This is a genomic window from Bacteroidota bacterium (assembly GCA_018816945.1).
Classification (GTDB): Bacteria; Bacteroidota; Bacteroidia; order Bacteroidales.
The window spans coordinates 1-8,738 of sequence record JAHIVC010000100.1; the positions used below are offsets into that span (position 1 = coordinate 1).

The following is an 8,738-nucleotide window of genomic DNA, read 5'->3' on the forward strand; positions in this document are numbered from 1 at the left end:
TCTATCAGCCTTGAAATTTGTTCGGGATTGCAGAATTCTTGGATCAATGAATCATGAGACAATAAATATTTCTTTGGAACCCTTCCATTATCAATTGAAAGCCATTCGTCTAGTGGTGTCGGATAACCTAATTTATCTGGCCTGTTTCCAATTGTTTCCTGACCTGAGTTGCGCAAATATTGTCTTAGTATCCATTTTGTTTCCCCTGAAGATATTTTAACATCAGAAGATTGTGAGAATAACCATTCCACGAGACGATAATCCATAAACGGCAATCTGGATTCAATGGAATGGGCCATACTGATGGCATCCCCATAATGAAGAAGTCCTGGAAGAATGGTTACCGAAAAATCTTTCAATAGTCGCCGGGTTACCGTATCCATATTATTCGAAATAGGAAAACGAAACTCCCTTGCACCAAGTTTTAATGCTTTTTTTATAAATTCGGGTTTTAATGTCGAACCTGCTCCAACCCTTTTACGGTTCCACTTAATCAGCCACGGGAAGCATTCACGGATCAACCACAAAAAGGCCATTTTGGATGTAAAGGTAGTTGACAGTCCATTCCATTCATTTGTAGCGTTCTGAATCTTATTCAAGGTCGGCCGGATACATAAATCCTTTAATTTATCAATAAATGACAGAATCCCATATTGCGGATATCCACCCAAACATTCATCAGCACCTTGTCCTTCAAGTAGCACCGGAATATTCATATTACGAGCTTTTTGCATCAGACTCCAAAGTGGGAAAACTGCCGGTGAATAACCAGGAGCATCCATATGCCAACTGATCTGTTGCAGTGTATTTATCCAATCAGCAAATGGCGCGTCGACTTCAATAGGTCTTATACCATATGGCTTTGATGCTATCTCAGCCCACTTTGATTCCCCGCGTCCGCTATCTCCATATACAGATGTAAAACAAACCCTCTTAGATTTTTTTCCCCTCATAGAGGCTGAGAGGACTGCCGTTGAATCAAGTCCACCAGAAAGCGTAATCCCAACAGGAACATCACTCCTTAATCGAAGTTGAACTGAATCATTCAGCAATTCTTTAAACTCTTGAACAAGGATTGATTTTGCTTCATGATTTTCGGGACATTCAGGATAAGCCCAATAACGCCAAGTAATAAATGAACCCTTATCCACATCATATTCCCCACAATGTGCTGGAGGTAATATTTCAATACCACTGTAAAATGATGAATCAGAAGCATATAGCATCCCGAGTTCGAGAAATTCATAAAGGACTTTGGGATTTACCTTACGACATTCCGGGAAAATCTCCAACAGTGCTTTGGGCTCTGACGCAAAAGCAAATTGTTTATTATCATTAAAATAATAAAAGGGTTTTACTCCAAAGCGATCCCTAGCAACGAAAATTTTATTTTTTTTGGGTTGCCATATGGCGAAAGCCCACATCCCATTAAAATGATCTAAACACTTTGGCCCCCATTCCATAAAAGCTTTCAACAGTACTTCAGTGTCAGTTTTACTGTTAAAATGGTACCCTATTGCAATCAACTGATTACGAATTTCCAAATAATTATAAATTTCACCATTGAAAACAATAGTTATTCCAGTTTCTTTATCAACCATCGGTTGGTGGCCAGAGGAACTCAAATCCAAAATAGCTAAACGGCGATGTCCGAAAAAAACGTGATTGTTGGTGTATTCACCTCGATCATCCGGGCCGCGATGAGCCATAAGATCCAATGCAAACGAACATTTTTCAATTGATAATCCATTATTAATGCCTGTTACGCCGAAAATACCGCACATTTAATGATCACCTTTAGAAAAACATCTTTGGAACATTCCCCTCAAGACATAAGAAAAATCCCCTTGAATAAACAGAAGAATCAGTCGTCTCAATTTGAAAAATCGTATATCTAATGGAGACATGTTATTCACACCCAAAATTTTCTTATTCTCCTTACCAAATAGCTCTTTATTTAAAGCGGTCTTTGCTGAACCGTGGAGCCGGAAAGCGCCCCACATTTCATTAGAGCATACAGCTTTCGAGACATATAGGAGACGTAAAAACCATTCATAATCAAAAGAATATTGTAATTCTTCATTTAACCAACCAATTTTACTATGTACTGACCTACTCCAGAATGACGATTGATTAGCTAAAACCATACCTTCTGCTCGAAGAGAGTTATATGTTGGTTGGACATATTTAATATCTCTAATATTATTACCGTTCGAGTCGACAAGCATCATATTTCCAACAATAAGATCTGCATGAATATTTTTTGAAATAATCTCAGCCAAACCTTTAAATGTGTCAGGATAATATAAATCATCCGAGTTCTGCCAACCCAACCAATCTCCAGAGGCCCGTTTAAGGCCCTTATTGATTGCATGGGCCTGACCGTTATCCGGTTCACTAACCCAGTAGGCTAAATGAGATTCATATTTTTTGATAATATCAAGGCTACCATCAGTGGATCCGCCATCTATAATTATATATTCAAGATTAGGATAATTTTGTTCCAGAACAGATTTAATTGTGCATTCCAAATATTCAGCCTGATTATAAGAAGGCGTAATAATGGATATTTTAATATTTTTCACTGATCAGTCTCTCCGGTTTTAATTTAATATTATACGTAAACACCTTCATTCTTTTTAGACCCGGAACTATCTTCACAACCAGTCCTAAACACAGAAAAAAGGAAAAAGAACTAAATAGGACACCGGACACAATAGAAGTAAAAAAAAACATCAACATGACTCCGTATACAAAAAGATATTCTGTGCATTTTTTTTGATGGTAAGATACTTTAACTAAAATGATTTTTAACATGACTGGAATAGTTGCAAATACCAATAATAAAAGGCCAACTACACCCAATAGCCCAGCAGTATCTATATAAATATTATGTGACCATAAAGTAACACCTGGACCGACTCCGAATATTGGGTTTTCTTTAAATGCGTCCAAACCTGCGTTCATTACTTCTATTCGAATCTTAGAAGATTGTGAAACAAAAAAATGCTGAAATGATTGAAGGAGGTGTAAATTTCCAGAACGTAAAAAAAAGTATAAAACTACTATAGATGAAACGCAGCCGATTGCGATATAACGTGCCCTTCTAACTGGCTTCCATTTAATCCATAAATATGCTAAAGCAATAGCTAGATCAATAAAAGCCTGCTTAGACGCTGCGAGTAGAATAAATATCAATGAAAAAAGGCCTATTATAAATATAATTGCATGGGAATAAGAATACCTATTCTTTTCCAAATTCACAAATAACAGAATACATACATAGCAAACAATACTAAACGTTATACCTGTCATTATTGGATTTTTTGAAACTGGTATAGCAAAACGACCATTGACAAATGAACCATCAATATTGAGAATCACACAAACTGATAAAATAATTGAAAGAACTCCCAAAATTACTGTCAAATACATCAAGTTGATTAAATATTTTCGAGGGAATAAGCGACCAGTACAGTATGCATAAATCCCAAAGACAAGATATTTTTGCAATAATAAAAAAGAGTCATAATCATTGTATAAATAATATAGAACAATATAAATATAAAATAAAAAAATGAAAAAATCTATCCATGTTAATTCCAGCCTTTCTTTAGTGGAACCCCATGCGACAGAAATGGACATAAGCGCAATAAACCACATGCCTGTCATTGAGGAATTAGGTTCATTTCCAGAAAATTGGACTATACCAAAGTATAAAAACTGTCCGTTTAACAATAAAGCAAATGCACATACAAAAAACCATTTTAAATTAATTTTCAATAATCTACGGAGAAAATGCATCATTAATTTTATCCAAAGTTAAAATCGTGCTGACCGGGCCTCCCTAATGAGCTCGATTGTCCCTGGCAAGTTGTTCGTACAATATAAAATCGGATGGCTCTCTACGTGACTGATATATGTAGTTGCAATATAAATCAAGCTATTCATTTGTGCATACCAAATTTTAAAACTTCTTCAACTGACTATCGGGCTGACAGACATCTTTCGTAATATTCTAATAGCGTTTCAAAGAAAGAAATAATATACAGATAATTTTTATTAATAAAAAAACGGGCATTCGAGTGAAATTGATAAATTCAACAGATAAGGCCCAAGGTTTCTAAAAATGAAGAACTGTAAAACATATTAATTTGGGAGAGATGCTTGATCAATTAGTTCTTCTTTGGAAAACAATTATCATATGGTCCATCGAAGTCACCCAGCATGGAGGTGCTAAAGCCAATTCTGGATAGAGACGATAGTTAATACCACCAAAACCGAATTTTCGAATCATGGCAAACATTTTTGGGCAGATAAGGAGAAGCAAATTGCCAATTGTTTCAAAGAGTTTTCGTTTAAAATCTACTTTTCCTTCAGAATGGGAAAACACTTTAAATTCTTCTATTTGCAAATCCAACTTTGGTGCGACATATCTTGCCCATGTTGGGTTAATAAAAGAGAAATGTTCGGGGATATGACAATACCAGTATTTACTTCCCATCAAACGCCAAGACAAAGCATCAGTATTGCCTGTTGAGATCACTATATACCCACCAGGTCGGACACAGGAGGCTGCTGCTTTCAAAAAAGATTTAGGATCGGAGCTATGTTCCAATACATCAACGGCAACGACCAAATCAGCAAGAGGACTCAAGACTGGCATGTTCTCAAAATTTCTGCCCACAAGCTCCACTCCTTTTGACTCTGCGCTTGATGCAGCTTCATTATGGATCTCAATGCCCAACCAACAGTAATCTTTTCCAAGGTATTCAAGAAAACGGCCATCAAAGCAGCCGATATCAAGGATGCGTTCAATCCCTTCTTGCAAAACCAGCCAATTGCGAATCAGATACCAGTCTCTGCGATGGGACGCATTTGATGACCAGTTTTTTAGATTTCCTAAACGATAAAGTTTATTAAGTTCTTTCTCATTAAGTTGGGGATGACGGAAAAACATATTACATCCATTACATTTATACAAACCGCCACCATCGATCAATTGTTCGAGTACTTGTCCGGCAAATGTATTGTTAGGCGCGATATCACCAATCAACTTAATGTTAGGTGAGGAACAGCTATAGCATTTTAATTCTTTCAATGTTGATCACCAACCCTATATCCCAAGGAAGAAATAATATCCATCCAATTATTTTCAATTATTTCGATTGCGCCCTGAGGTAATTCAGTTCTCCATTCATCTTTTTTAGCTTTGCGAATAAATAACTTATCTTTTCTACTAGATTTTATTGGCTTCCATCTCATACTTTCCAGTTTCTCTAAGTCTTGCATATGCTGAAATGAACTCATCGCAACAGCTTTTTCGATATTCTCGTCTGAAAAAGACAATTTAAGAAATGTCGCCATTTTTTTAAGTTCACGGATTGGATCATCAAGCATATCCTCATAATATAAAAAAAGAAAATCAGGCATTTTCTTTCTTGCCCCAAACCATCCTCCAACATGATCACCCCATGACCCGAAAGGATCCCACCCACCTTTGACAAATTGTTCCACAAAAGCCAGTAGAGGATAATCCTCATTGATAATACGAATTTTTATCATATAGTTGTAATAAGAAATAACAACATCACGCGGGTCTCTTACAATATAGATCACTCGACGATAACGGGGATCTAGGTATTCATGACTTTTAAGAAGACGTGGTCTATTTAACTGGCTCAGGATCTTTGACGAATTCTGATAAATATCAGGCACTTTTCGTTCAATATTGGCGAAGGTAACAGCTTCACTCTGGGAATAGAGATTACCAAGTAAAAATCTAGCCCATGTATTACCAGATTTCGGATAGGATACGATGAAAACATCATCTTCAAACACTGACAACCTTCGCCCAGGTGGTCCGAACTCCTGTAATCGAATTACACTCTTAGCCAATAAAAGTTGTACTTTAGATAGCATCAATTAACTCCAGAAAATTAAAGATCTTCTTATTTTAGTTGTGCCCGCAAATCACGACTGATAAATATTGCGTCAGCGAAACGAATTTGACAATTTTCAGCGAAATGCGCATCATAGATTCCAAACAATGAATAATCTTTTGTACTCAGAAAGTCATGTATTTGATTAAACAGAGCACCGCCCTCGTAATGCGGGACAAACATGACTTCTGTTACTATAAGGCTTATAGCTTGATTTTCCAAAAGCTGAGTCGCACCACGAAGTGCTAAAAGTTCAGCGCCTTGAATATCCATTTTCAGAATATTTACCTGATTCAAATTTATCCTTTGAGCAAATGAATCAAGAGTATCAGTTTTAACGGGAATAGTATCATTTAGCTGTGCTTCTTTAGGATAATAGCAGTATCCCTTAGAGGGTCTATAAAACAAAGAATTTGTAGCATGGTAATCAGAATTAACATGAAAAACAGTCTCTTCTGTCTTTTCCGCAATTGCAAGTTGATAAGTTTGAGATCTATTGAATTGTGTAGCAAAGTCCTTAAGTATATTATAAGAATCTGGAAATGGTTCGAAACAATGAATTTCTCCATCGGGAAACAACGATTTGTAAACTTTAAGTGTCTGACCAATGTTTGCTCCTACATCCAGTATCACTGGACTGACAACATTCTCCAGTAATTTTTTCTGAACAAACCACTTGTTCGTCTCTGGGTGATAGCGGCTCAAATCCAGGCCGAATGTTTTAAATAAATATTGAATTGAATGTTTCAAAAAAGTTATCCACATGTTTTCATTTCCCTATAAAGCTTAGAAATATTTTAAATAAACCCATATCGAATCTTGCGTGGGTGTGAATGCCTAATCTTGAATGAACCAATTTACACATCAACATCTTTTGGATTACAAGAGCACTTGCCGCGACAAATCCAATCCAAACTATACCATAAGGAGCTGCTATTACGCCACCGATAGTCAGGAATAAACAATTAATAAAAGTAATCACCATCAATTCCTTACCCCTGCCGGTTAGCATTAATACCATACCAGAGGATCCTAATAAAACATGGCCTAAATGACCAATACAGAGTACTCGCAAAACATTTCCCGCTTGGCGAAAATGAACCCCATACAAATAGCCTAATATATCATTTGCGAAAAAAATCAAAAAAAATACCATTATAATGGTTGGGACACTTGCAATCCCAGCCGACACTCGTAAAAGTTTTTCAAGTTCATGAGGATTATTGGCCGCATATAATTGTGAAATATGAGGAGGAATTATTGCATTAATGAGGTTTATTGGCATCCCCGTTAAAACTGCAAGTTTCGCCGCAACGCAATATATAGCAGTATTTTCATTTCCGGAATAGTATCCAACCAACCAAATATCACCTTGAGTAATCACGACCATAAGCAAGCTGGAAAGAAATAATGGCATTGACTCATGGTATATCGACTTCAGTCGTCGTATGTATCCAACTGGTTCAATAGAAACAATTTGTCGATACAATAAACCCAATCCAACTATCAAAGACAACAATGACAGACAAACAATTAATTTTACAATATCACTCAGTTCAGGCTTAGAGCCTTCAGCATACAAGACTCCAAGCATTGCTACAAACATGACATTGGTTATTATACCACCAAATATGGCAGCGTTTCGAATATTGTGAAAACCGCGGAAAGATTCCGTCACCACAGCTTGGTAAGCAAAGGCAACAATCCACAAAATTATTATAAAAACATTTAGATTTAAATCGTAGCGTCCGGGAATAAACTTAGCAATCCACAGATCAAAAAAAAGCAAAATTAAAGAAGCAATAAATAATATTCCAACTCCAACATAAATCATTGCTGCCTTAACATCATTTGCCGCTCCACGTCGACCATAAACTTCAGGTGAGAGAGCAACCCGCCGCAATAAAACCTGTGATACACCAGCCTGCGCAAAGATAGCCGAAAACATTACCAGACTTACAAGTAAGAAGTAGGCCCCTACATCTGCAGCAGGGAGCAGTCTTGTCAGTAAAATATTGGTTGTCAACCCGAGGAACGATAATATTATCGTTCCTCCTAAGGCCCAACCCCCATTGCGAATCAAACGATTTCTTTTGTATTGTGAACCTTCGAGTGCCAAGGTAATTATCACCAAATCAACAATTTAGCTGCATTATTCAAGTGTGCCCTTTGAGAAACTTAGAGTCTTTCGCCATTATGGCCGAGGGTCAATTATGGCCGAGGGTCAAATCTTTATTCTTGACAAATATCGGTCGGTTGTTTCCAACTCATTGCTATAAAGTTCTCTTACGCAGATTGGACTTTAACTGCTTTGATTAAAATTCATTATCATTTCAGTTACTGTCCGCTTTAGTTTTGGAACATGATTCTGACAAACGTCATAAATAATCTCATGATCCATATTTTCATAATGGTGGGAAATAATGTCACGAAGTCTCATAATTTTGTCCCACTCAATTTCAGTATATTGATTAAGAAAATCTCTGTGACATTTTTCAATTTGCTTGATCATTTCGCCAACAACCTGAAGCCTCATTGAGATGGCATCAAACAATAATACTCCAGCAGAACTTGATACAAAATCATCAGGCTCAACCACTTTTTCAAATCGTTCATTTATGATTTCAAGTGATTCTAACACGCTTTCCAACATATCCAGCAAAATCGAGTCAGGCATAAATGACCTCTTTTTCAACACGCTTTACAAACCGTGAGCTCAAGTGGCTACTTTTACGAACGATTTCAATCTTTCGATCAAATTTTTTTTCCAGATAGAGGTATAGCCCCGCAAGTGAA

8 protein-coding genes are annotated in these 8,738 nt (G+C 36.7%); all 8 read right to left on the reverse strand.

Annotated features, from left to right (window positions below; all coding sequences use genetic code 11):
- On the reverse strand, positions 1 to 1,784 hold a 1,784-nt coding region (asnB, locus tag KKG99_16360), incomplete at its 3' end, for an asparagine synthase (glutamine-hydrolyzing) (GenBank protein ID MBU1014573.1).
- Positions 1,785 to 2,585, reverse strand: a complete 801-nt coding sequence (locus KKG99_16365; protein ID MBU1014574.1) for a glycosyltransferase — start codon at positions 2,583 to 2,585, stop codon at positions 1,785 to 1,787.
- Positions 2,572 to 3,807 carry an O-antigen ligase family protein gene (locus KKG99_16370; protein MBU1014575.1) on the reverse strand — a complete coding sequence of 412 codons (1,236 nt, stop codon included), beginning with the start codon at positions 3,805 to 3,807 and terminating at the stop codon, positions 2,572 to 2,574. The genes KKG99_16365 and KKG99_16370 overlap by 14 nt, the downstream gene beginning before the upstream one ends.
- Positions 3,808 to 4,171: 364 nt before the next feature.
- Entirely contained in the window at positions 4,172 to 5,056 is an 885-nt protein-coding gene (locus tag KKG99_16375) for a class I SAM-dependent methyltransferase (GenBank protein MBU1014576.1), read from the reverse strand.
- Between the two features lie 41 nt (positions 5,057 to 5,097).
- Positions 5,098 to 5,922 (reverse strand): sulfotransferase domain-containing protein, encoded by an 825-nt coding sequence (locus KKG99_16380; protein ID MBU1014577.1) that lies wholly within the window; start codon positions 5,920 to 5,922, stop codon positions 5,098 to 5,100.
- A 29-nt stretch (positions 5,923 to 5,951) separates the two neighbouring features.
- A complete protein-coding gene (locus tag KKG99_16385) occupies positions 5,952 to 6,707 on the reverse strand; it encodes an FkbM family methyltransferase (protein MBU1014578.1) in 756 nt (251 codons plus the stop codon).
- A gap of 4 nt (positions 6,708 to 6,711) precedes the next feature.
- Entirely contained in the window at positions 6,712 to 8,073 is a 1,362-nt protein-coding gene (locus KKG99_16390; protein ID MBU1014579.1) for an oligosaccharide flippase family protein, read from the reverse strand.
- 171 nt (positions 8,074 to 8,244) lie between these two features.
- On the reverse strand, positions 8,245 to 8,619 hold the full coding sequence (locus KKG99_16395; protein MBU1014580.1) for a DUF86 domain-containing protein: 375 nt from the start codon (positions 8,617 to 8,619) through the stop codon (positions 8,245 to 8,247).
- Positions 8,620 to 8,738: the final 119 nt, after the last annotated feature.

What these genes read in the sequence shown, in the direction of transcription:
- KKG99_16395 (MBU1014580.1), bottom strand. Translation starts at nt 8,619, where the DNA reads ATGCCTGACTCGATTTTGCTGGATATGTTGGAAAGCGTGTTAGAATCA.
- KKG99_16385 (MBU1014578.1), bottom strand. Translation starts at nt 6,707, where the DNA reads ATGTGGATAACTTTTTTGAAACATTCAATTCAATATTTATTTAAAACA.
- KKG99_16370 (MBU1014575.1), bottom strand. Translation starts at nt 3,807, where the DNA reads ATGATGCATTTTCTCCGTAGATTATTGAAAATTAATTTAAAATGGTTT.
- KKG99_16380 (MBU1014577.1), bottom strand. Translation starts at nt 5,922, where the DNA reads ATGCTATCTAAAGTACAACTTTTATTGGCTAAGAGTGTAATTCGATTA.